This is a genomic window from Ensifer sp. B1-9, assembly GCF_050474445.1.
Taxonomy (GTDB): Bacteria; Pseudomonadota; Alphaproteobacteria; order Rhizobiales; family Rhizobiaceae; genus Ensifer.
Map to the genome: position 1 here is coordinate 147,273 of NZ_JBCHVG010000009.1, position 21,353 is coordinate 168,625.

General features: G+C 62.5%; 21 protein-coding genes and 1 pseudogene. 14 read left to right on the plus strand and 8 right to left on the minus strand.

Going from position 1 to position 21,353, the window contains the following annotated elements; genetic code table 11:
- Positions 1–53: 53 nt before the first annotated feature.
- On the plus strand, positions 54–734 hold the full coding sequence (locus tag ACQ5BM_RS18155) for a TetR/AcrR family transcriptional regulator C-terminal domain-containing protein (protein ID WP_429813999.1): 681 nt from the start codon (positions 54–56) through the stop codon (positions 732–734).
- Positions 735–954: 220 nt separating this feature from the next.
- Here ACQ5BM_RS18155 and ACQ5BM_RS18160 read toward each other — a convergent pair whose 3' ends face one another.
- The gene (locus ACQ5BM_RS18160) at positions 955–1,239 is read right to left on the minus strand and encodes an acylphosphatase (RefSeq protein WP_429814002.1); all 285 of its coding nucleotides are present in this window, start codon (positions 1,237–1,239) and stop codon (positions 955–957) included.
- 294 nt (positions 1,240–1,533) lie between these two features.
- Between ACQ5BM_RS18160 and ACQ5BM_RS18165 the strand changes: the two genes are divergently transcribed.
- From ACQ5BM_RS18165 to ACQ5BM_RS18205, 9 genes and pseudogenes are all read left to right on the plus strand, one after another.
- Positions 1,534–2,424 carry a substrate-binding domain-containing protein gene (locus tag ACQ5BM_RS18165; RefSeq protein WP_429814005.1) on the plus strand — a complete coding sequence of 297 codons (891 nt, stop codon included), beginning with the start codon at positions 1,534–1,536 and terminating at the stop codon, positions 2,422–2,424.
- Positions 2,425–2,586: 162 nt separating this feature from the next.
- Positions 2,587–4,098: a sugar ABC transporter ATP-binding protein gene (locus tag ACQ5BM_RS18170; protein WP_429814008.1), complete on the plus strand. Its 1,512-nt coding sequence runs from the start codon at positions 2,587–2,589 to the stop codon at positions 4,096–4,098.
- Entirely contained in the window at positions 4,095–5,057 is a 963-nt protein-coding gene (locus ACQ5BM_RS18175) for an ABC transporter permease (RefSeq protein ID WP_429814010.1), read from the plus strand. The genes ACQ5BM_RS18170 and ACQ5BM_RS18175 overlap by 4 nt, the downstream gene beginning before the upstream one ends.
- Before the next feature lie 85 nt (positions 5,058–5,142).
- A complete protein-coding gene (locus ACQ5BM_RS18180; RefSeq protein WP_429814012.1) occupies positions 5,143–6,084 on the plus strand; it encodes a tagatose kinase in 942 nt (313 codons plus the stop codon).
- A gap of 5 nt (positions 6,085–6,089) precedes the next feature.
- The gene (locus tag ACQ5BM_RS18185; protein WP_429814014.1) at positions 6,090–7,367 is read left to right on the plus strand and encodes a D-tagatose-bisphosphate aldolase, class II, non-catalytic subunit; all 1,278 of its coding nucleotides are present in this window, start codon (positions 6,090–6,092) and stop codon (positions 7,365–7,367) included.
- 124 nt (positions 7,368–7,491) lie between these two features.
- Complete coding sequence (locus ACQ5BM_RS18190; protein WP_429814459.1) at positions 7,492–8,508, plus strand: LacI family DNA-binding transcriptional regulator; 1,017 nt, start codon at positions 7,492–7,494, stop codon at positions 8,506–8,508.
- Between the two features lie 323 nt (positions 8,509–8,831).
- On the plus strand, positions 8,832–9,446 hold the full coding sequence (locus ACQ5BM_RS18195; protein WP_429814016.1) for a type IV toxin-antitoxin system AbiEi family antitoxin domain-containing protein: 615 nt from the start codon (positions 8,832–8,834) through the stop codon (positions 9,444–9,446).
- Positions 9,439–9,994 (plus strand): annotated as a pseudogene (locus ACQ5BM_RS18200) (nucleotidyl transferase AbiEii/AbiGii toxin family protein); the annotation flags it as partial. The gene ACQ5BM_RS18195 and the pseudogene ACQ5BM_RS18200, both read left to right, overlap by 8 nt.
- A 122-nt stretch (positions 9,995–10,116) precedes the next feature.
- A complete protein-coding gene (locus tag ACQ5BM_RS18205) occupies positions 10,117–10,422 on the plus strand; it encodes a hypothetical protein (protein WP_429814019.1) in 306 nt (101 codons plus the stop codon).
- 60 nt (positions 10,423–10,482) lie between these two features.
- Here the strand turns inward: ACQ5BM_RS18205 and ACQ5BM_RS18210 are convergent, their stop codons facing one another.
- From ACQ5BM_RS18210 to ACQ5BM_RS18230, 5 genes are all read right to left on the minus strand, one after another.
- A complete protein-coding gene (locus ACQ5BM_RS18210; RefSeq protein WP_429814021.1) occupies positions 10,483–11,715 on the minus strand; it encodes an MFS transporter in 1,233 nt (410 codons plus the stop codon).
- Positions 11,715–14,111 carry a TonB-dependent siderophore receptor gene (locus ACQ5BM_RS18215; RefSeq protein WP_429814023.1) on the minus strand — a complete coding sequence of 799 codons (2,397 nt, stop codon included), beginning with the start codon at positions 14,109–14,111 and terminating at the stop codon, positions 11,715–11,717. Before ACQ5BM_RS18215 ends, ACQ5BM_RS18210 begins: the two co-directional genes overlap by 1 nt.
- A 116-nt stretch (positions 14,112–14,227) precedes the next feature.
- Positions 14,228–15,178 (minus strand): FecR family protein, encoded by a 951-nt coding sequence (locus ACQ5BM_RS18220; RefSeq protein ID WP_429814026.1) that lies wholly within the window; start codon positions 15,176–15,178, stop codon positions 14,228–14,230.
- Between the two features lie 99 nt (positions 15,179–15,277).
- Positions 15,278–15,784: a sigma-70 family RNA polymerase sigma factor gene (locus ACQ5BM_RS18225; protein WP_429814028.1), complete on the minus strand. Its 507-nt coding sequence runs from the start codon at positions 15,782–15,784 to the stop codon at positions 15,278–15,280.
- Positions 15,785–16,018: 234 nt separating this feature from the next.
- On the minus strand, positions 16,019–16,936 hold the full coding sequence (locus ACQ5BM_RS18230) for a LysR substrate-binding domain-containing protein (protein WP_429814030.1): 918 nt from the start codon (positions 16,934–16,936) through the stop codon (positions 16,019–16,021).
- 92 nt (positions 16,937–17,028) lie between these two features.
- Between ACQ5BM_RS18230 and ACQ5BM_RS18235 the strand changes: the two genes are divergently transcribed.
- The 4 genes from ACQ5BM_RS18235 (at position 17,029) to ACQ5BM_RS18250 (ending at position 19,567) form a co-directional block, all read left to right on the plus strand.
- Positions 17,029–17,427: a VOC family protein gene (locus tag ACQ5BM_RS18235; RefSeq protein WP_429814032.1), complete on the plus strand. Its 399-nt coding sequence runs from the start codon at positions 17,029–17,031 to the stop codon at positions 17,425–17,427.
- Positions 17,414–18,085: an SDR family oxidoreductase gene (locus ACQ5BM_RS18240; protein WP_429814034.1), complete on the plus strand. Its 672-nt coding sequence runs from the start codon at positions 17,414–17,416 to the stop codon at positions 18,083–18,085. The genes ACQ5BM_RS18235 and ACQ5BM_RS18240 overlap by 14 nt, the downstream gene beginning before the upstream one ends.
- Positions 18,086–18,188: 103 nt before the next feature.
- Entirely contained in the window at positions 18,189–18,551 is a 363-nt protein-coding gene (locus tag ACQ5BM_RS18245; RefSeq protein WP_429814036.1) for a hypothetical protein, read from the plus strand.
- A complete protein-coding gene (locus ACQ5BM_RS18250) occupies positions 18,551–19,567 on the plus strand; it encodes a zinc-binding alcohol dehydrogenase family protein (RefSeq protein ID WP_429814038.1) in 1,017 nt (338 codons plus the stop codon). The genes ACQ5BM_RS18245 and ACQ5BM_RS18250 overlap by 1 nt, the downstream gene beginning before the upstream one ends.
- A gap of 49 nt (positions 19,568–19,616) precedes the next feature.
- Here the strand turns inward: ACQ5BM_RS18250 and ACQ5BM_RS18255 are convergent, their stop codons facing one another.
- Both ACQ5BM_RS18255 and ACQ5BM_RS18260 read right to left on the minus strand, forming a co-directional pair.
- A complete protein-coding gene (locus ACQ5BM_RS18255) occupies positions 19,617–20,111 on the minus strand; it encodes a GAF domain-containing protein (RefSeq protein WP_429814040.1) in 495 nt (164 codons plus the stop codon).
- A gap of 184 nt (positions 20,112–20,295) precedes the next feature.
- Positions 20,296–21,348 (minus strand): serine hydrolase domain-containing protein, encoded by a 1,053-nt coding sequence (locus tag ACQ5BM_RS18260; protein WP_429814042.1) that lies wholly within the window; start codon positions 21,346–21,348, stop codon positions 20,296–20,298.
- Positions 21,349–21,353: the final 5 nt, after the last annotated feature.

The window sequence follows — 21,353 nt, forward strand, 5'->3', positions numbered from 1 at the left end:
GTGTAAAATTAGACACCATTGTCTAAATCGTCAATGGGCTCTATCTTCAGTCGATGAAAAAACATGACCTCGCCTCGACCGACGCCCACGTGCACAAGGGACAGCTCGCGAAGCGCGTCTCGATCCTGGAGGCGGCTGCGGACGTTTTCTGCCGCGAGGGCTTTTCCGGTGCCAGCATCGACGAGATAGCCGCCGAAGCCGGCGTGTCGCGGCAGACGGTCTACAACCACTATCGCGAAAAAGAGACGCTGTTCATGGCAGTGATCCAGGACATCATGGATCGCACCAATGGCGTCCTCTTTTCGATCCTGGCGACCTTTCCGGAACGGGCCGACAATCTCGAAGAAGACCTTGCCGCTTTCGCGGTGCGTCTCAACAAGAACTGCATCTGCAACCAGGACGCCAAGTTCATCCAGAAGCTGATCGCGACGGAAGGCAACCGCTATCCGCATCTCTTCCAGTTCTGGCGGGAACAGGGCCCGGGCAAGACGGATCGGGCGCTTGCGGCACTCTTTGCGCGGCTCGCCCACCTGGCGCCGCTCGAAATCGATGACTTCGACCTCGCGGCGCGGCAATTCATCGCGCTGATAAAGGCAGACCTGCAGATGGGCGGGCTTTTCGGCGAAGCCCCAAGCGACACGGAACTCGAAGATAGCGCCCGCAAGGCGGTCCGAACCTTCCTGCGCGCCTATGGCCGCGGGCAGAAAAAGGGCAGTCTCGAAGCTCAACATTGATTGGCGAGCGGGTGGTCGCCGCCGGATCAGGCCGCGCTCTTCGGCAGTCGCCAGCTCATGGACGACGCCAACGGTCCGTTCCTGCTGCGCCGACTGCTCCAGCACCCGCTTACAACAAGCTCGTCTCTGATCTGATCGATCTTGCTGATGACCGACGGTCCGATTCCGAGCACTTCCCAGTCCGGCACATAAGTGACCGACGCTTGCGCGGACGCTGATCCTATCTGGTGATGCGAAAACCGCTGACGCCCTCCGGCGCCTCGACGAATTCGGTAACGACCTTCGAGACCCATGCTGCCGGCGGTCCTTCATGCAGACGCTCGAGCATGCGGGTAACCGCTTCCTCCGGACCGCTGATCAGAGCGGCGACCGAGCCATCGGCTTCGTTACGGACCCACCCGACGAGACCGAGCTTCTGCGCCTCGTCACGCGCCCAAACCCTGAAGCTAACGCCTTGCACCCGCCCGAGGACTCGGACCAACGCCGTCTTGCTGGTCTCATTCATGGTCTCGTCTCCGTCACCGTCTCCCACGCTATCTGGCGCGAGGTTGGGCAAAGGCAAGTCATCCGCGCAACGAAGCTGGAGGGAGCTCTTCCGAGAGCCTGGCAGGTTGGCGATGAATCGCAGAACGTGCACGAAATTTCCTCGTTATGTCTTTTATTTTTTGTTCGCGTATTTTTAAAAGTTGACGCGCGAAAAGTTTTATGGCTTTTACATCGCTGCCAAGACGGCGGTGGGAGGGCCTCGCCAGCTTGGATCGAGACACCGAAGGCCCACGCCGTTTCCAGGGAGGAAACCATGAACATGTCCCGCATTCTGAAATCGCTCGTCGCCGGCACGGCGCTGTCGCTCTTCGCCTCCGCGGCTTTCGCCGATGGCATCGGCGCTTCGCTCTTGACCCAGCAGCATCCGTTCTACATCGAGCTCGCCGACGCGATGAAAGCCGAAGCCAAGGCCAAGAACGTTGCGCTCGAAGTCTCGATCGCCAACCAGGACCTCAACAAGCAGCTCGCCGACGTCGAGGATTTCATCGTCAAGGGCGTCGACGTCATCGTCATCTCGCCGGTCGACAGCCAGGGCGTGCGCGCCGCGATCGAGAAGGCTGAAAAGGCCGGCATCAAGGTGATCACCGTCGACGTTCCGGCGAACGGCACGACCGTCACCTCGCATATCGGCACCGACAACTTTACCGGCGGCGTCAAGGCCGGCGAACTCATGGCCAAGGTCCTCGACAACAAGGGCAAGATCGCGGTGATCGACTATCCGACGGTCCAGTCGGTCGTGAACCGCGTCAATGGCTTCAAGGAAGCGATCGCCAAGCATCCCGACATGGAGATCGTCGCGATCCAGACCGGTATTACTCGCGCCGAAGCGCTGGCAGCCGCCCAGAACATGCTGCAGGCCAATCCGGATATCACCGGCATCTTCGGCTTTGGCGACGATGCCGCACTTGCCGCCGCCGTTGCCGTCAAGGCCGCGGGTCTCGAATCCCAGGTCAAGGTCATCGGCTTCGACGGCATGAAGGAAGCCCGTGACGCCGTCGACACCAACCCGGTCATGGTCGGCGTCATCCAGCAGTTCCCGGACCAGATGGGCAAGCAGGCGGTCGACACCGCCGTCAAGGTTGCCGCCGGCGAGACGGTTCCGGCAGAACAGCCGATCGTGCCCGGCGTCTACACCGCCAAGTAAGTCCTCCCAGGACCGCCGCCGCCTTCGCGCGAATGAGCAAAAATGTGTGCGGTTTTCCGCCCGCATCCTGCTCTGATCTGAAGGCGGCGGCACCCCATTGGGGTGCACGCTTCCGGCCTATGGTCGAAGGCGCTCCCCTCGGCTGACCCGAAGGAGGCCGCCATGCATGGTTCGACCACGGATATCATTCTCGAAATCGACAACGTCACGAAATCCTTCGGCCAGGTCGCGGCGCTGAAGGGCATGCGCCTTCGCGTTCGGCGCGGTCGGGTGCACACTCTGCTGGGCGAAAACGGTGCCGGCAAATCGACGTTGATGAAAATCCTTGCGGGGGTACACGAGGCGACCTCGGGAGAGATCGCTCTCGACGGCCGCCCCTACCGGCCGCGCAATCCACAGGATGCCGCCGCCCTCGGCCTTGCCATCGTCTTCCAGGAGTTGAGCCTCTGCAGCAATCTGACGGTGGCCGAAAACATTCTCGCCACCCGTGAGCCGCGTCGCTTCGGCTTCATCAACGACAAGGCGCTGGTCGCCAGGGCCCGCGCGATCGTCGCCGATCTCGGCCTGCCGATCGATGTCAGCGAGAAGGTCGGCAATCTCTCGATCGCCCAGCGCCAGCTGGTCGAAATCGCCAAGGGCCTGAGCCACGACGCCAAGGTGGTCATCCTCGACGAACCGACTTCGTCGCTCAGCGACAGCGAAGCCGAAATCCTGTTCGCCATCATCGCCCGGCTGAAGCAGCGTGGCGTCGCCGTCATCTACATCTCGCACCGCATGGAAGAGATCATGCGGCTCAGCGACGACATTACCGTCATCCGCGATGGCGAGTATGTGTCGACCCACGACCGCGACAGTGTCACCATCGAGGCGCTGATCGCGCTGATGGTCGGCCGCCGTATGGACGAGATCTATCCGCCAGCGGCGCACGAGCGCAAGGCGGACGCGGCTCCGGTTCTCTCGGTCGAAGATCTTACCCGCGACGGCGATTTCGAGAACATCTCCTTCAACGTCCGTCCTGGCGAGATCCTCGGCTTCTTCGGGCTGGTCGGCTCCGGCCGATCGGAAGTGATGAACGCGCTCTTCGGCATGAAGACCGCCAGCGGCACCGTCCGCTTCGATGGCGAGACAGTTCGCTTTCGCTCGCCGGCCGAGGCGATCGCGCGCGGCATAGGCTTCGTCACCGAGAACCGCAAGGAAGAGGGCCTCGTTCTTGGCCACAGCGTCAGCTGGAACATCTCTATGGCAGCACTCGGCGAATTCACCGGGCCGCTCGGCTTCACCCGCAGCCGCGCCGAGCGCGCAGCTGCCGTCCAGGAAGTCGGAAGGCTCGCGATCAAGACCCATTCGCTCGACACGCCGTCGGGGTCGCTCAGCGGCGGCAATCAGCAGAAGATCGTGCTCGCCAAGTGGCTGCTCACCCAGCCCAAGGTGCTGATCCTCGACGAGCCGACCCGCGGCGTCGACGTCGGCGCCAAGTTCGAGATCTACAAGATCATCCGTCAGCTGGCGGCCGAGGGAACGGCGATCCTGCTGATCTCCTCCGAGTTGCCGGAAGTTCTGGGAATGAGCGACCGCGTCGTCGTCATGCACGAGGGCGTCATTGGCGCAACCCTCTCCGGCACCGAGCTCACGCCCGAAACGATCATGGCGCACGCAACAGGATTTAAATCATGACACAGCAATCCGAAGCCAAGGCTGCCCTCCTGCGGGCGTTGAAACAATATGGCGGCATCCTGCTGTCGCTGGTGATGCTCTGCGTCGTCTTCTCTTTCCTCAACCCGCGCTTCATGTCGGTCGTCAACTTCATGAACATCCTGCAGCAGGTGGCCGTGGTGGCGATCGCCGCCTTCGGCATGACCTGGGTGATCCTGCTTGGCGAAATCGACCTTTCGGTTGGCTCGATCATCGCGGTTGCCGGCATGGTCGGTGCGCAGTGTTTTGCCTTCGGCCTCGGCTTCGCGCCGGCGATCGTGCTCACGCTTCTCGCCGGCGCGCTGATGGGCATGCTGAACGGCGTGCTGACGGCGAAGCTGTTGCTCCCTTCCTTTATCGTCACTGTCGCGACCATGGGCATCTACCGTGGCATGGTCAGCCTGCCGACCAACGGCGCCCCGGCGATGATCGAAAATCCGACCTGGACGGCGATCGGCACGGAAAGCTTGCTCGGCCTGCCCATCATCATCTGGGTCGTCGCCATCCTCTTCCTCGTCAACCATATCCTCTTGAGCAAGACGAGCTTCGGCCGGCGTGCCTATCTAACCGGCGGCAACCGCGAAGCGGCCGTCTATTCCGGCATTAAAGTCGACAGGCTGAAGATCACCATCTTCATGATCTCCGGCGTGATGGCGGCGATCAGCGGCGTGCTCTTGTCCTCCCGCCTGTTCTCGGCCCAGACCAATGCCGGCATGAGCTACGAACTTGACGCGATCGCGGCGGCCGTGCTCGGCGGCACCTCGCTCGCCGGCGGCGTCGGCACCATGGTCGGCACGCTGATCGGCGCGCTCATCATCGGCGTCATGAACAACGGCATGAACATGCTGTCGGTCCCGTACTTCTACCAGCTCATCGTCAAGGGCCTGGTGATCCTGATCGCCGTTTGGCTCGACGTGCGCGCCAAGCAGGCAAAACGCTGATCCCTTAAGAGCGGATGAGGAAAAGCGTGTGCGGCTTTCCGCCCGCATCCGCTCTGACCATCGTGATCCAACGAGTGACACACCCATGCATAAGATACTGACGATCGGCGAAATTCTCGTGGAGATCATCGCCACCGAAAAGGGCGACGGCTTTCGCCAGGCCACCCCTTTGATCGGCCCCTACCCCTCGGGTGCGCCTGCAATCTTCATCGGCCAGGTCGGCAAGCTCGGCCAGGCCGCCGCCATCATTTCGCGGGTTGGCGAAGACGACTTCGGCCACGTCAACCTCGACCGGCTGAAAGCCGACGGCGTCGATATCTCGGGGATATCCGTCGATCCGCTCGGCACCACCGGCAGCGCCTTCGTGCGCTATCGCGCTGACGGAAGTCGCGCCTTCGTCTTCAACATCCGCCACAGCGCCTGCGGCACGATCCAACTCGACGACGCGGCACGCGCGCTGGTCAGAACCTGCAGCCACCTGCACGTGATGGGTTCGTCGCTCTACGCCCCGAGCGTGGTCGAAAGCATTACCGCGGCGATCGAGATCATCAAGTCAGCTGGCGGCACGGTCTCCTTCGACCCGAACCTTCGCCCCGAAATTCTCGACAGCCCCGGCATGCGCGAGGCGCTGCAGACGGTGCTCGCGAAGACCGACGTGTTCCTGCCGAGTGGGCAAGAGCTCTTCCTGTTCACGCAGGCAAAGACAGAAGCCGAGGCCGTTGCCGAACTGCTCGCCACCGGCATCAAGGTCGTCGTCGTCAAGCGTGGCGCGGAAGGCGCCAGCTACTTCGACCGTGACACGACGCTGTCGCATCCGGGCTTTCCGGTCGACGAAATCGACCCCACGGGTGCGGGCGACTGCTTCGGCGCGACCTTCGTCACCTTCTGGCTGAACGGCGCGAAACCCGCTGAAGCACTGGAGTTCGCCAATGCCTCGGGCGCCCGTGCCGTCATGATTTCTGGCCCGATGGAAGGCGCCTCGACGCGAGCCAATCTCGAAACCTTCATCAGTACACGAAAGGGCTGACCGCCATGCAGCAGAACCTTCTGATCGACATTGCCCGCTGGTCCGAACGTCCCGGCCCGCGCGGCATACCCTCGGTCTGCTCCGCCCACCCGCTGGTGATCGAAGCCGCCATGCTTCGCGCGCTGAAGGAAGATGCCGCCCTGCTGATCGAGGCGACCTGCAACCAGGTCAACCAGGATGGCGGCTACACCGGCATGACGCCCGCCGATTTCACACGTTTCGTCGCTGGCATTGCCGATCGCGTCTCTTTTCCCAAGGACAAGATTATTCTCGGCGGCGACCATTTGGGCCCGAACCCGTGGAAACATCTGCCGGCGGACGAGGCGATGGCCAAGGCAGAGATGATGATCGAAGCCTATGCCAAGGCCGGCTTCACCAAGCTGCATCTCGACACCAGCATGGGCTGCGCCGGCGAGCCTGTGGCCCTGCCCGACGCTATCACGGCGGAGCGTGCCGCGCGGCTGGCGGCGGCGGCCGAAGCCGCCATCCGCGGGGAAGACGGCATTGCCCCTGTCTACGTTATCGGCACGGAGGTGCCGGTTCCGGGCGGCGCGCTGGAGGAGCTCGACACGCTGGAAGTCACCGCACCGGACGCAGCGATCGAGACCGTAGCCGTTCATCGCGACGCCTTCGAACAGGTTGGTGCTGCAGACGCCTTCAGGCGTGTCGTCGGCGCAGTCGTCCAGCCGGGCGTCGAGTTCGGCAACGAGAATGTCATCGCCTATGACAGGCAGAAGGCAGCAAGGCTCAGCGCCAGCCTGAGACAGCTCGACGGCATCGTCTTCGAGGCGCATTCGACCGACTACCAGACGCCGGAAGCACTGAGAGACCTTGTCGCCGACGGCTTTGCCATTCTCAAGGTCGGCCCCGGCCTCACCTTTGCGTTGCGCGAAGCCCTCTACGGCCTCGACCAGATCGCCGCCTTTCTCTTCCCGCAAGCGCGCAAGCAGACGCTGGCTGCGGTGACTGAAACGGTGATGCGCGAAGAGCCGGCGAACTGGGGCAAGTATTACCACGGCTCGCCGGAAGCCCAGCGGCTGCAACGGCATTTCTCCTATAGTGACCGCATCCGTTATTACTGGCCGCACCCGAAGGTGGCCGCGGCCGTCGAAGAACTGCTCTCGCTCCTCGATGGCGTAAGCATCCCCGAGACACTGATCAGCCAGTATCTCCCGGGCAGCTACGAGCGCGTACGCGACGGCAAAGTCGCTGCCAAAGCAAAGCCGCTGGCGATTGCTGCCGTCGACAGGGTTCTCGAGGATTACTTCATGGCCTGTCGCTAATAGCGCTAGGCCATATGTTCGGTGAATATTTCCGAGCCGGTACTGCCTATCCCCTCGAAATGAACCTATAAATGAAATCAAAACAATATGGGGTATTGCGGCCGTGGACAGACAGATCAAGACGATGGAGGATTTTTCAGAGTTCGTCGGCTTGTCGCGCCCCACGGTCTCCAAATACTTCAATGATCCGGGCTCTGTTCGGAAGAAGACCCGCGATGCTATCGAGGCGGCGATCAAGCAGTCGGGCTTTCGCCCCAACATCTTCGCAGTCAATCTCAACCGCCGCCGCACCAATATCCTTGGCGTCATCGTTCCGAACTCGACCGACCCGTTCTACATGGCCCTGACGCGCCGGATCGAGCACATTGCCAACCAGGCGGGTTTCCTTGCCTTCGTGCTGTCCTCCGACGGCCGGCCGGAGATGGAAGAGCGGGCGATCGAGACCTTCAAGTCGATGAACGTCGCCGGGGCCATCATTGCGCCGCTCGGCGTGCAATCGCATCACAAGACGCTGACGGCGCTCGGCGAGAGCATTCCACTGATCTATGTGGACTCGCCCCTCGACGACAGTTCCTCCTTCGTTGGTACCGACAACCGCCAGAGCTTCCGGTTGATGGTCGATTATCTCTGTCGCTCCGGCAGCCCGCCCTGCTACCTCGGCATGCCGCCGGTCAACAACAATGCAATCGCCCGGCGCGACGCCTATCTCGAGGCGATGCAGCAGTTGAAGATGGAGCCGGCGCTGGTCGAGACCACGCCGAACGCCTCCTGGGACTTCGAGAAATTCGGCTTCGATGAAACGCTGCGCATCCTGGGTGCCGGTGGTTTTCCGACGCAGACGGTGCTTTGTGCCAACGACCGCGTCGCCTTCGGCGTCATCGCCGCCGCCTTCCAGTCGGGCCTCAAGGTCGGGCGCGATGCAGATTCCGACCTGCGCGTCGCCGGCCACGACGACCATCCGCTGTCGCGCTACACCTGTCCGCCGCTGACGACGGTTGCTCAGAACTACAACGAGATCGGCCGGCTGGCGATCGAGCTGCTTCTGTTCAAGCTCGGGGAAACCTCCGACGACGGCGGTGCCTTCCCCGAGAATGAGCGCATTCTCTTGAGCGCCGAGATCATGCTGCGCGGTTCGGCCTAGGCCGATCCAGCAACAGCCGGAAGCAGTTTTCCGCCTGGGTTTCGGCCGTCTCGGAGGGACGGAGCCGAAGCGGGACGATATCGCCGCCGCGGTGTCCAGATAGCCATGTGCTCACGGTGGACGCGCAAAGGACACACTCTCTCATGTTGCTCTGCGCAAAATACCATCCTTTCATCGATGACGGAGCGCTTTAGTCCATCGTCTCGAAGTGCTGAATTTTTGCTTCATGGTCACCGCCCGCACAAACTGAGGGCTTTCTCAAGTCTGCGAAAGGCGATACAAATCCTCGGATAATAGTTCCTGTGCGCCGAGTTTTCGTATCAATGTCTCGCTCCACTCAACGTCAAATCGCCCGGACCGTGCTCATCGAGCGCGGAATAGCACGCTTGGCGGAGCTTCGGAACGCTGGTGTGACAGCGGCAACCATGAGCCGGATGGAACGGGATGGCGAGGTGCTGCGGCTTGCTCGCGGTCTCTATCAACTTCCCGATGCCGAGCTCGATGCCAACCATAGTCTGGCAGAGATCGCCAAGCGTGTTCCCAAAGCCGTTGTGTGCCTTGTTTCAGCTCTCGCATTCCACGGCCTGACCGATCAGCTGCCGAGACACGTGTGGCTTGCCATAGGCCGCAAAGACTGGGCGCCGAAACCAGATGGCACATCAATTCGCATCGTGCGTTTCACGGGAAGCCTACTCAACGAAAGCGTCGAAACCCATGTCATTGAAGGCGTTCCTGTGAAGGTCTTCGGGATTGCCAAAACAATTGCCGATTGCTTCCGCTATCGCAGCAAGATAGGCCTTTCTGTGGCGATCGAGGGGCTTCAGGAAGCGCTGCGGCAGCGCAAGGCCACGCCCGGCGACATTGCCAACCAGGCCGAACGTGGTGGTGTCGGCACCGTGATCCGTCCCTATCTCGAGGCACTGACCGCCAATGGCTAAGGAGATCAGAAATGTTGGCGCCTCGGTGCGGGCCCGCCTCCTGCAACTCTCCAAGGCAAGCGGACAAAGCTTTGACCTGGTTCTGACACGTTTTGCCCTCGAGCGGTTGCTGTTCCGGCTCAGCCAGTCACCCCATGCGGATCGCTTCGTGCTGAAGGGCGCCATGCTGATGATGAGCTGGTTCGAGGATCCGCACCGCGGCACGCGCGACCTCGACCTTCTGGGCTTTGGCAGTCCCGAACCGGACCTGATGCTGGAGACATTTCGGGAAATCCTGGCGCAAGAGGTTGACGATGGCGTCATGTTCGATGCCGACACCCCGTGGGTGGATTGCCTCCGCGAGAGCGGTCGCTTCGATCAGCGGCGCCCGGATCAACCTGACGATCGACATCGGCTTTGGCGATACGCTTGAGCCCGGGGCGGAGATGCTAGACTATCCTTCCATGCTGGATTTCCCGGCGCCGCGGCTGCGGGCCTATGCGCGGGAGACGGTCATCGCCGAAAAGTTCCAGGCGATGGTCATGCTCGGGCGTGTCAACAGCCGGCTCGCTTCGTCAGCATTTCACCCGCGCCTTCTCGATTTCACCGGCGAGCTATCGCCGGCAGTTCCGAAACCGGCCGGTGCTTGATATGGTCGCTTAGATCCGCGCCCATTCACGTGACCGACGACATGACCCACGATCCACGACTACACTACGACCGCAAAGATCTTGAACTGGTTCAAGAAACCAGCCCTGAAGACTTTCGGGAGTGGGTTATTCAGAAGATTGGTGGACTTGGCGGCCTTCCACGAGATCTGGTTGACCGCCTCCCCGACCCACGTGTGGAGCTAGCGCCATTGCTTGATGCAATGATCGCGGGGGATTCCTTATGGCTGTGTCGCACTAAGAAAATGGCGCCCCTCTACGGCAACGAGGGCATCGCCCTGGTTCGCGACGGCCGGCCAATCATCTACTTGCGTGCCTATAACTATTAAGCACTCTGTTGAAAGCGCAGACATCCCACGCTGAGGCAATGGCTCCCAAACGCCGACAGATTAAACAAGCCTCACGGAGTGCGCTCGTAGAAGAAAAGGCAGCAGCAGCACCGCAATCGTCGAAACTCCCGCCGCGCAGATGAAGAACGCCGAGTAGCCGAAACGCTCGGCGATCCAGCTCGCACCGAGGCCGCCGGCCGTGCTGATCAGGCTGTCCATGCACTGGAACAACGTGAAATCGACGCCCGCCTGGCGTGGATCGGCCCAGCCCATGAACTGCGCATAGAGCGCGACAAAGCCAATCGCCATGACGCCGGAGGAACTGGCGACGGCAAGCGTCATCACGAGCGACCGCGAGAGGTCGCCGGACGCGCCGACATAGGCGAAGGCGATGAGCATCGCCACCTGCAGGAGCAGCGCACCGACGAGCACTGCACCCGCACCGCAGAGCCGGACGAGCAGACCGCCGAAGAGCGCTCCGCCGAAACCGACGAGCATGCTGCCGGCGCCATTGAGCATGCCAACGGAGGCGAGGTCGAAGCCGTAGTCGATGAGGAAAGGGCCGAGCATGGCGAGCCCCCATTTCTGCGCGGAGACATAAATCGCCGCGAGCAGCAGACCTTTGCGCACCTCTGGCCGTCGCAACGCCGCTTTCAGCGACGGCACATGGCTGCGGGTTGCGCTCGTCAGCCGCGAACCCGGACCGAGCAGGAAGGGAAGGCCGAGCATCAGCACGACAGCTGCCATCGCCCAGACAGCGGGCGCCCAGCCGAGTCGGTCGACGAGAACGAGAAACAAGCCCGCGCCGATCGCCGAGCCGACATAGGAGCCGCCGACCTGGGCGGCATTGCCCCAGCCGTGATGTTCTTCCGCGAGCGTCTCGACCGCGTAACCATCGCAGGCGATGTCGACCGTGGAGGTGAAAAGCGCAATGAACACCAGGCAGACGAGCACCGGACCGAGCCGCTCCGGACCCAGCAGACCGACGAGCGCCAGCATGACGGCGCAGAGCGCGCCGCCGGTGACGACGATGACGGCCGAGCGGTTGCGGCCGGCCGCCGGCAGGCGAAAACGCTCAACCAGCGGCGACCACAGAAACTTCAATGCCCAGGGCAACACGGTCAGATAGACGAGGCCGATCTCGTCGAGCGGCATACCTTGCGTCCTCAAGACCGCCGGCAGGCCGAGCATCGTCAGCCCGCCAATCACGCTCTGCGCCACATAGAGCCCGCCGACTGCGAAGAAGATCGCAGCCGGTGACGGCCTTGTTGACGGCTTGGCCTCAAACACCATCAGAAGCGATAGCGCACACTGGCGACGACCTTGCGGCCCTCGTCGAAGTAGCAGAAGCCGGTGGTGCAAAGCTGTTCGACCTCGTTGAAGAGATTGGTCGCATTGAGCTGCAGACGCACACCCTCGAAGTTCGGATTTGCGGCACCGAGGTCATAACGCACCGACGCGTCGACGAAGGTGCGTGCTTCGTTGTTGAGGACGGGCGTGTGCACGTTGTCGCCGAAGCTCGATCCGACATAACGAACACCAGCGCCGACGCCGAGCCCTTCGAGGGGGCCTGACTGCACCTCGTAGTCGGCCCAGAGCGAGAACATGTGGTAGGGCGAGGAATTCAACTGATTGCCGAGCGTTTCGGCGGTCAGTTTGGTGATCTCCACGTCGTTGTAGGAATAGGAGGCGATGAAGTTCCAGCCATTGTCGAGCGACGCCGTGGCTTCGAGCTCGAAGCCGCGCGACCGGAGGTCGAGTTGGCGCAGAAGATTCAGGCCGGAAGAGGTCTCGTAGACGGTGGCGTTTTCCTGGTCGATGTTGAAGACGGCGGTAGTGATCGTCGCGTTCTGGCCGGGGATCTCATACTTGACGCCCGCCTCCCACTGCTTGCCGAGCGTCGGCATGGCTGCCGTGTCGGTGCCGCCGAGATTGATGATCACACCCGGATTGGAAACGAAAGCCGTACCGTAGCTGACATAGGGCATCATGCCATTCGGCAGGACATAGCCAAGCGCCGCACGCGCGGTCGTTTCGCTGTCGTCGCGGTTGAAACGGCTTCCGTCGACCGAATATTTGTTGTCCACCCAGTCGTGGCGCAGGCCTGCGGTCAGGCGCCAGGCGTCATATTCGATCTGGTCCTGGAGATAGATGCCGATACCGCTCTGCGACTGCTTCTGGGTGGAGGTCAGCTTCGGCACATAGGTGAAATCGTCCGTGAAGAGATCCGGCCCGCTGCCCTGCTTCGACGTATATTTCATGTAGCTGTAGTCGATGCCGGCGATGAACTGGTGCGCGGCGGCACCGGTGTCGAAGTCGAACTTCAGATAGGTGTCGCTGGCAACGCCGGTATTGTCCTCGACGGTCAGGCCTGGATACTTGGCGAACACCCATTCCTGCCGCGTCGAAATGTCGGAATAACGCAGCTTGTGAAAGAGCGTGACGCCGTCGCTGAGTTCGTGCTCCAGCTCGTAGCCGATGCGCCCCTGCTTCTGGGTGAAATCGTTGAAACGGGCGTCGCCGCCATAGGTCGGGATCGCGCCGATCGACTTGCCGTCCGGCCCGTAACGGTTGAGGTAGCCCCAGGTGCCTCCGGTCGTCGAATCCATATATTCGCCGAGCAGGGTGAACTTGGTGCCCTCGTCCGGCTGCCAGGTGAAGGCGGGCGCGATGAACAGGCGATCGTCCTTGACCGCCTCGATCTCGGTGCGCCCGTCGCGCGCAAGTCCCGTCATGCGGTAGAGCATCGTGCCTTCGTCGTCGAGCGGCCCGGAAACGTCGAAGGCACCCTGAACCCGTCCATAGGAACCGTACTGCACCTCGACCTCGCGCAACGGGTCGCTGGTCGGGCGCTTGGAAACGATATCGACGATACCGCCGGAGCTGCTCGCCCCATAGATCGACGCCGCCGGACCGCGCAATGTGGCAATCGCCTCGACGCCATAGGGCTCCAGCCGGAAGAGGCCGTTGGGGCTGGCGATCTGCCTGAGGCCGTCGCGGAAGATGCCGGTGAGCGTCAGGTCGATGCCGCGCACCTTGAAGGCGTCGAAGCGCGGTTCGGCTCCGTACTGGCCGACGCGGGCGCCGGGCGTGTAGTTCAGCGCCTCTTTCAGGTTCTGCGGTTTGAGATCCTGCAACTGCTTCTGGCTGATCACCGACATCGACTGCGGCGTCTGCATAACCGGCGTATCGGTCTTTGTGGCGATACGCGCCGATTTCGCGACATAGCCGTCGGTCTCGACGATGCCCTCGGCACCGGTCCGCTCACCCGTGGCGGTGATCTTTTCGAGCTCAGTGGTGCCGTCCTTGACGACGGCACCAGTGGTGATGGTCGCGTCCGACGGATCGAAGATCTGAACGGTCTTTTCGCCGACGATGCGATAGCGAAGCCCTGTCCCATCCAGAAGCGATGCAACCGCTGCTTCGGTCGCGATCGTGCCGCTGACGCCTCTGGTTTGCTTGCCATTGGTGAGCGTACTCGGATAGAGCAGGCGCAGGTCCGCTTGCTGGCAGAGTTTCAGAATGCCCGCTTCGAGGGATCCGGCGGGGACGGAGAACGCTCTTTGGGCCGTTTTCGTCACCGGCGCCTGTGCCTGCACTGCGTCCGTGCAAGCAATCAAAGAGACGCCGGCAAGTGCCAAGCGTGCGAAAGTACGGCGCCGTGAACCACGACCCTCAAAAAAGCTCATCCGAAATCCCCTACTCAACTCCTGGAGCGCCGACCGTTCCTTTGGGGCGGCACTGCCACTGTTGACTAAGAGCGTCGGGAGCTCGATCTCCTGACGTCGTTTGGAAGATTTTCTGCCTAACGCGACTGCACGACGACCATGAGCCCGGACCACCTCATCACACGCAGCGGCAGGCTCGTCTCCAGCACCCGCAGCGCGTCATCGGTGTCATGCAGATCGAAGATGCCGGAAACCTCCAACGCGCCCGCCGTCTCGTCGAGTAGCATGATGCGGCCGCGACGGTAGCGCTCGAGCGTGGCCAGCACTTCACGCAGCGGCCGGCGCGAGAAGACAAGCTTGCCATCGCGCCAGGCGGTTCCGGCAGCAACGTCCGCCTTCGACAGGGAAAGCCGCCCCTGCCTGTCGATCGTTGCCGTCTCGCCGGCGCCGAGAATCGCTTTGTTGCCGGATGCCTCGACCGCGACGCGGCCTTCCTCCACCTGCACGTCGGCTGCCCGATCGGCGCCCGCGGTGCCGACGGAATAGCGGGTTCCGAGCGCCGTCGCGCTGATGGAGCCGTCTTCGACCACGAACGGCCTGAACGGATTCTTCGCGACGGCGAAGAAGGCCTCGCCTCTAAGGAGCCGTACCGTTCTGCGGTTCTGCTCGTACCGGACCACAAGGGCCGTGTCGGTGTTCAGATCGACCTCGGTCCCGTCTTCCAGTGTAATACGCCTGACGTCGCCGACACCCGTATAGTAGTCGGCGCGCCAACGGTCGCCATAGGGCGTCGTCAGCGACAGGATCGCGACGCCGGCCACCAGACAGAGCCCGACGAAACCGCCGACCCGCCGCCGGCGCTGCGCGCGCAATTCGCTTAGCCTCCCTGCGGGAATAGGCACATCGCCCAAGTCGCCCCACAAGGCATACAATTCGTCGTAGGCCGCCTGATGATCGGGGTGCTCAGCCACCCAGCGGTCGAAGGCTTCGCGGTCAGCAACCGTCGCATCCTCGGACTGCAGCTTCGCGACCCATATTGCTGCCGCTTCCAGGATGCCGTCATCGATTGTCTGGCGATTGCCGCTCATTCATGCCTTCCGGTCGAACTGAAATGCCGCTCGGCGATCCGCTCCTGGAATCGCTCCCATCATCTTAGAGTTGAAAGCGCGGTTCTTCCTGACGTCCGCTCAGAAAATAATCTCGGCGCGCATTTTCCGGCATTCGAGAAGCGCGCGGATGATGTGTTTTTCCACCATGTTCCTGGAGATGCCAAGCTCGCTGGCGATCGCGCCGTTGCTCAATCCGTGCAGGCGGCTGAGGATGAAGACCTGCTGGCAGCGATTGGGAAGCCCTTCGATGGTGCGGGCCATGATCAGGAGGCACTGGCGCGCATTGACGATCCTGTCCTGGATCGGCCGGTCTTCGGCGTATTCCAGTCCTTCGCTGTCTTCCACGAACATCGCTCGTTCGCGCGCGGCTCGCTCAGACGCTACGCGCGCGACAGAACGGGCAACCTGAAACAGATAGGCTTGAGGATTCTCGATCAGGGTGGAGCGTGACGCCTCCAGCATGCGCATGAAGGTTTCCTGCGTGGCATCGACGGCGTCTTCGCGATTCCTGAGGCGGCGGCTGAAGAAGCGACGAATCCGGCTCTCTTCGCGCTCGTGGAGCCCCTGCACCATCGCATCGGTCATCAATCTGTCTTTCCAGCGCACGGCGTTGGCACCACAAGCGCGCAAGGCCCGGCGCTATCATTTATCTTGAATGCGTTACTCATGTTTTATAGGCGAAGCGGAGGCGCGCTGCAATGTGCGGACCTGCGGCACGAAGAACCGAAACCGCAACGGGGCCGGTGAAGCCCTATATTGGAAAAGAACTGTTGCACGGAGGCCACGGCAGCCGCGATGGCGTGAGTGCGACCGCCGGTGTCAGGTGCGTCCCGTGCTCGCCAGCACATTCCCGATGGAAGTCAGTTCCGAGGCGATGCGATCGATCAACAACCGCACGCGCCGCGGCTGAACGCTTGCCGGCGGGTAGACGATCTGCAGTCCTGTTTCTCCGGACGCGAAGTCCGCAAGCAACTCGACGAGTGCGCCGGAGGCAAGGTCCTCCGCGATATCCCAGACGGATTTCAGCGCGATGCCGTGGCCGGCACGGCACCATTCGGCTACCAACCCGCCGTCATTGGCAACGCGTCTGCCGCGCACCATGATCTTGTGTGGCTTGCCATCGACCTGAAAGGCCCATTCACGATCGAGATTGGCACCGAAGCGCATGACGATGCAGTCGTGACGGGAGAGATCGTCCGGATGTTGCGGCCTGCCCATGGCTTCAAGATAGGCAGGCGCCGCACAGACGGCGCGGCGGTTCTCGCCGAGGATGCGCGACCGAAGCGTGCTATCGGCCAGAACACCGTGGCGGATGGCGAAGTCCATGCCCTGTCCGACGAGATCGACGTAGCCATCGGTGAGGTTGAGATCCACGGTCACATCAGGGTGTTCGGCAAGAAAGCGATCGAGGATCGGCACGATGTAGCGCCGACCCATATCCTCGGGCGCACTCAGGCGGATCGGTCCGGAGATGGTACGGGTTCCCGATCGGATGCCGGCCTCCAGTTCTCCGGCCTCCGCCAGCAGGCGGCGGGCACCGTCCACTAGAAGGCGCCCCTCTTCCGTCAGGCTGATCGCCCGCGTCGTTCGCTTCAGCAGGGCTGCGCCATAGTGCGCTTCGAGTGCGGCCAACCGCTCGGAAACGGAGGCCGGCGACAACCCCTTCTCGCGCCCGGCGGCGGAAAGCCCACCCTTTTCGACGATCAGGAGAAACAGGGCGAGGTTGTCGAGCAGCATCTTTCGCTTTCTCCGAAATATAATTTTGGAACTAAGCCAATTATCCGGATGCGTCGCAATAGCTAAATTCCCAATCGAAAAGGAGGCGCGAGATGCAGCTCGACCACGTCACAATCCGCACAGGCGACATCGACGCAACGCGCGCGTTCTTCGAAACGGTCTTCGATCTCACCATCGGCGAGCGTCCGTCGGCCATCCGGCGCATCCCCGGCTTCTGGCTCTACGCCGAGGGTAGGCCGATCGTTCATATCATCGGCAGCTACGGCAACGGTTATGACCGTGCGGCCGAAGCGATCGACCATGTCGGCTTCCGGCTCGACAACTACGCGGCCTTTCGCGCCCGGCTAGACCGGCTTGCGATTCCCTATTCGACGATGGATCTCGCCGAGATCGGCGAACGCCGACTTTTCCTGCGCGCGCCCGGTGGTCCGCTGCTCGAAGCCGTCTTTTGCGAACCCATTCCCGTGGAGAATGACCATGACATTCAATAACAACACCGTCTCCGTCGTCATCGGTGGCACCAGCGGCATCGGCGCCGCCGTCGCCAGGGCGCTGATGCAGCGCCCCGGCCGGGTCGAGATCGCCAGCCGCGCCACCGGCCTCAACATTGCCGACAGCACAGCGGTCGCCGCGTACTTCCGCAAGCTCGGTCCGATCGACCACTTGATCGTCACCGCCGGTTCCGCCGCTCCGGGCGGCAAGATCAGCGATATCGATCTGGGCACCGCCAAGGCTACCTTCGACGTCAAGTTCTGGGGTTCGGTCGTGCTCGCCCGCGAAGCGGCCCGCTACATGCCTGCCGGCGGCACCATCACCTTCACCTCCGGGTTTCTCGCCCGTCGGACAGTACCCGGCACCTTCGTCAAGACGGCGATGAATGCCGCCCTCGAAGCCACGGCGAAGGTGCTGGCCAAGGAACTTGCACCGCTGCGCGTCAACGTCGTCAGCCCCGGGCTGACGCAGACGGAAGCCTATGCCGGCATGACCGGCGAGGCGCGCGACGCAATGTTCGACCGCGCCGCCGCAACCTTGCCCGCCGGCCGCTTCGGGCAGCCCGAAGATATCGCCAGCGGCTATCTCTTCGCCATCGATAATCCTTTCGTCACCGGATCAGTGATCGACATCGAAGGCGGCGCCCTCGTCAACTAACGTCGGCTGAAGGAAGGACGGCCGCGGGCAAGCTTCGACGGCAGCAAACTTTTCGGCGGTGGCATCGAGGTCTATTCTATCTATCCAGCATTGGAGACGCCGGATGAGCGCGCGATTGACGGAACGGAAGCGGACAATAGCCGCAGTCGACGATCGCGTCAGTCCTGATCCGATGCTTGACGTGGAGGAGCTGCGTGTCCGGCACCAGCGGCTGAAACCGGGCGCGACATCCGCATCCCGTCGAGACGACCGACCTTATCTGTGGACAGTGCTGACCGGTGGTTCCGCGCTCGCGCCTTCGGGCGACGGCAGGAGCACCGATACGGTCAATGGTGCCCGCGAGGCCCGTCATTTCAGCAATCTGTCGCGGGCCGCTGCCTTGGTGGACGACCCGGACCAATATCTGTGGCGCCGAGCCCGTCTTCGTCACCGCCGAATTCACTCATCGATTACAAGGAGCAACTGATGAAAGCCGTCGCCCTCACCCGTTATCTTCCGGTTTCCGACCCGGAGAGCTTCCTCGACGTCACCCTGCCGAAGCCGGTACCCGCGGGGCGCGATGTGCTGGTCGCTGTCAGCGCCGTCGCCGTCAATCCGGTTGACGTCAAGATGCGCGCGCCGAAGGACAAGATCGAGGAGACGCCGCGCGTCCTTGGCTGGGATGCGAGCGGCGTGGTCGAGGCGGTCGGGCCCGCCGTGACGCTGTTCAAGCCCGGTGACGAGGTCTACTACGCTGGCGACCTGACGCGGCCCGGCACCAACCAGCAATACCACCTCGTCGACGAGCGCATCGTCGGACGCAAGCCGAAGAGCCTCTCCTTTGCCGAAGCGGCCGCCCTGCCGCTGACGACGATCACCGCTTACGAAGCCTTCTTTGATCGCCTGGGGATCGACCGGGACGGTGCCGACCGCGGCCAGTCGATCCTGATCGTCGGCGGTGCCGGTGGCGTCGGCTCGATCGGCATCCAGCTTGCCAAACGCGCGGGCCTCACCGTTGTCGCCACGGCGTCGCGGTCGGAAACCATCGCCTGGGTGAAAGAGCTTGGCGCCGACCATGTCGTCAGCCATCGCGAGCCGATGGTCGAACAGGTCCGTGCGCTTGGTTTCAACCATGTCGACCACATCGCCATTTTCAACGACATGCGCCACTGGGACGCCGCCGTCGAACTGATCCGCCCTCAAGGCGGCATCGTCTCGATCGACAATACCGATGTGCCGATGCCGATGGCCGGCATGAAGACCAAGGCGGCCAGCCTCCACTGGGAGTTCATGTTCGCCCGGCCGATGCATCAGACGCCCGACATGATCGAGCAACACCGTCTCTTGTCCTTCGTCGCCGACGAGATCGATGCAGGCCGGCTGAAGACGACGCTTGCCGAGGTTCTGTCGCCGATCAATGCCGCAAATCTGCGCGAAGCGCATCGGCGCATCGAGACAGGCGCTGCCAAGGGCAAGATCGTTATCGAAGGCTTTGGCGACTGATGCCCGAGCAGGCGGCAGCAGTCACCGCCGAACGGCGCTGTCGGCCTGATTAAGCGAAATCGCTCGCCGCGACATAGATTGCTGCGAGCGCCTCGAACCCGACCTGATCTTCGGCATCAAACCGGCCAGGGCTCGGGCTGTCGAGATCGAGCACACCAAGCATCTTCCCGTCCTTGACCAGCGGCACGACGAGCTCCGAGCGTGACGCGGCATCGCAAGCAATATGCCCGGGAAAGGCATGGACGTCCGGGACCAGCATCGTCCGCTGTTGCGCGGCGGCGGCGCCGCAGACGCCTTTGCCAACCGGTATCCGCACGCAGGCGACCTTGCCCTGGAACGGCCCGAGCACGAGTTCGTCGTTCGAGCGCAGAAAATAAAAGCCAGCCCAGTTCAGATTCGGTACCAGATCGAAAACAAGCGCCGAGAGATTGGCGGCATTGGCGATGAAGTCGCGCTCGTCGTGCAGCAGGCCACCGAGCTGGCCGGCGAGTTCACGATAGAATTCGGGCTTGTCGGCGGTTTCGATTGTCTTCGAGGCAAACACGGTCCTACCTTTCAAATCTCGGCATCACGTCGCTTGGCCGCTCAACGATCATAGCGGCTCGCCAATGGCTGATCGCGGCATTTGCGACCATTGGCGCAGCAATATCACCATCCTCGGAGACAGCAAAATTGCGATCAGGCGATATTTCTAAATGCGATATATCGATACAGCCCGCCCCAGGTTCTCAGCCATCCGTTTCCGGATCGTCCTTCACCGTCGTGATGATTTCACCGAGCACCAGATGCAGCGCATCGCGGTAGCCGTTACGGGCCGAAGGTCCGCTCTCGGCCGATGTCATGACGACGGTCAGATCGAGGCTCGGCACGATGTAGAGCATCTGGCCGCCATAACCCCAGGCGAAATGCACGTCTTCACCGGCAATTCGGCGCTCAAACCAACCATAGCCGTAGGAGTCTCCGGAAAACCGTGAATTGGTGCGATGCTGCCAGGACGCTTCGATCCATGCCGGAGGCACGAGCTGCGCGCCTGACGCCGTGCGGCCGCCATTGCGGTAGAGTTCGCCGAAGGCAAGAAGCGAGCGGGCACTCATCGCCATCTGGTTGCCGCCGAGATAGATCCCCTGCGGGTCGCGATCCCAGGCTCCGATGCGGAAGCCTTCGAGCGGCCCGAGCCAGTCGTGCGCCAGGGTGAGGGTCGACTTGCCGCTCACTTTCGTCAGGATCGCGGAAAGAAGATGTGTGGAGGCGGTCGAATAGAGCATCTGGCCGCCCGGATCGTCATCGAATGGCTGCGCGAGCGCCGTGCGCACCCAGTTGCGGCTGGCGACCCAACGGCCGTAATTCGGTCCTGAAAGACGCCCGAGCCCGGCCTGCATTGATAGGAGGTTGCCGATGGTGATGTCATTGACGCGTGGGTCCGGCGAAGCGGGAAGGTCCGCCTTGAGGATCGGCGCGATCTTCTGGTCCGGACCTTCGAGCATCCCCTTATCGATGGCGATGCCGACAAGCGCCGAGATGATCGATTTCGACGCCGATTTGATGTTCGTCGCGTCCGTCACCCGGTTGCCGCGATAGCCGCGTTCCGCCAGGATCTCGCCGTCGCGGGCGACGATCACGGTCTTCAGCGGTTCGAGTTCTGTGCGCGATGCCAGTTCCTTGAGGAGAGCCGAAACCGGCGCCTGCACCTCGGCGGCAGCCGGCAGGACGAAGAGCGTCCAGAAGACGAACGTCGGGGCCAGGAGTGCCCGGGCGAAGACGGCGGTGGCAAATCTGATCATGGATC